Below are 2,567 nucleotides of genomic sequence, written 5' to 3' on the forward strand. Positions count from 1 at the left end.
AGCCAAAACTCAACCTGGAAGAAATTGTCGAAGAAAGACGTGTTTGCTCTTTCTCTTAGATCGAACTCACGTTAATCAATAATAAATCTTATGATTTTTTTGCCAATAAAACATAACAGTATTTTAAGACATTTTAATCTCTTAGGTGGAAGGTTGTCCCAAATTGAATCTATTAGAAAAATTCAAACATAAACACAACTAATTCATATATGGCCACTTACACCGATCGGCATAAAAATTGCATATTGGACAACCAACGTACCAAACAACAAAATTTTAAAAATGTATGAGGCGCAAATCAATTAATTATTTGCATTTTATGTTATAAAATCATAATTTGCATTAGCAATAATTGATTCTGAAATTTAAGGTAGATAAAAAATAAGGGGTTATTTCAAGTCTTTCCGAAAATTTCATATCAAAAAAGTTTAAAAACAAAAGCTAAGCATGGCTAATCATGTATTCATTTGAATATGTGTGTTTTGTGCCGATGTAAGTAGACGACTGTTTTTGAAACATTAACACAACAAACGATATGAAAACAACTTTACCCAAGCGAAATGTAATACGAACTCTGATTCTGGGGTTGGTGTTTTTGTTTTTTGGAACTTTATTGAGTTATGGACAAATTCGAGTAGATGTTGAACAACCATCTCAAGGATTTGAACTCGATGGCAACCTTGCTGCAGGTAGTATATCAACTAATTCACTCAAAGGCGGAGACTGGTTTCCAGGAACAACCGGATTTGGATATGTATTTGATTCTTCAGGAGTAAACACACCTGAATTTATCTCATTACGCGTAACTGATCCATTTGATGGAAGTTCTTCTGATGATACAATATTCTCCGGGAGTAAATTCGATGATAGTGTGATCGATTGGAAATTGTCTGTTGGTAAGTCAACTGGGAAAGGGGATATTAACAATGTTTTCTTTCACTATTCCAACCAGGATACTAATCAGTTTCTTTTTATCGGGGCTGACCGAAAAGAGACCAATGGCTCGAGCTATATCGATTTCGCGTTCCTACAGGATGAAGTTGCAATTGACGGATTATCTTTTACTACTACTGCTTCTTCAACCACAGGATACAGAAGTCCGAATGACATTCTTATTTCAATGGAATACAATAATGGTGGATCAGCAGCTTCGTTCAAACTGTATCTGTGGAAAGAGATTAGTGGCGTATGGAAATATGTTGAACAACCAATACCGGGTAATGCAAAAGCATATGGATTAACTAATACCTCAGTTATTGGGACTCCAATTGGTGCATTCAATGCATATTCTTATCAACCCTATCAGTTTGTGGAAGCGGTAATTAACATTTCCGAGCTGCTACAGGATTATACACCTTGTAAAGGCATTAAAGTAAAAACCATTATTGTCAAGACAAAAGCATCTACAGCACTTTCGGCCAACCTTTTGGATGTGGTCAGACCGATTCCTGTAAATGTCAATTTCGGAACTGCAGAAATTAGCTATGATAACATTTGTGCTGACGACACTTTCGCTGCACCTCAAATCGATGGGATTCAAGACGGTACATTTGAAGGATCTATCGGATTAGCGATTGATGCGGCTTCGGGAGTGATCGATGTTTTAAATACTCTTCCAGGTACTTATTCTGTCATTTATACCTTCGGAAGGTGTGATACAAAAGATACGACACAAGTCACTATTGACAAAGTGCCAGTTTGTTCCATTGACGGGCCAACTGGCCGGGTTTGCCCAAACGAAACCGCATTAGTTTATTCCACCACAGACACTATGAATTCTTATTTATGGAAAGTTTCGGGTAACGCTTCAATCGTTGGAGATACTACACAAAATACTGTCACAATTAACGTAGGTGCATCATGTGATTCGTCCTACACCTTATCTCTAACGGTTTGGAAAAACGGTTGTAGTTCTACATGTGATTCGATAATTAAGGTAATTGATCAGACTGCTCCTACAGGAACTGCTCCTTTCGGAGTTTCCGACGTTGACCTCTGTGCTGCCGATGCTTTGTCTACTTATACTTTTGATGCCGCCACAATTGCAGGTAGTTATTCTGACAATTGCCTGGGTAGTATGATTGCCATTCCTACGGATACATTATTTATAAATAATAATTGTGGATGGACAATTACATATACATACAAAGTAGTTGATCAATGTGGGAATGAACTCTCTGGAGAAACAATAACATATTCCGGGAGCGATCAAACCGCCCCAACCGGAACTACTCCGGACGGCGTTACTGGCATAAATGCCTGTGCCAGCGAAACAGAAATTGACGGATTATACCCAACTGCCGATGACGAAGCTGCTATCGAAGCAGCATACTCAGATGACTGTGGTACGGTTTCCGCTACTTTCGTAAGCCAAAACCTGACAGGAGACCACTGCAGCTGGGAACTCGTCAGAACATACACCGTATCTGACGGTTGTGCTGCAAACGATTTTGACCTTACAATGACATATTCAGGATCAGACCAGGATGCCCCAACCGGAACTACTCCGGACGGCGTTACTGGCATAAATGCCTGTGCCAGCGAAACAGAAATTGACGGATTATACC

Annotated in this window: 1 protein-coding gene; it reads left to right on the forward strand. The window is 39.0% G+C overall.

The genetic code is table 11. From position 1 onward, the window contains the following. Positions 1-535: 535 nt before the first annotated feature. Positions 536-2,567 (forward strand): hypothetical protein (locus WFY05_RS19385; protein WP_340114583.1); only part of this gene is annotated, 2,032 nt, incomplete at its 3' end.

Source organism: Maribellus mangrovi, assembly GCF_037646455.1.
Classification (GTDB): domain Bacteria; phylum Bacteroidota; class Bacteroidia; order Bacteroidales; family Prolixibacteraceae; genus Draconibacterium; species Draconibacterium mangrovi_A.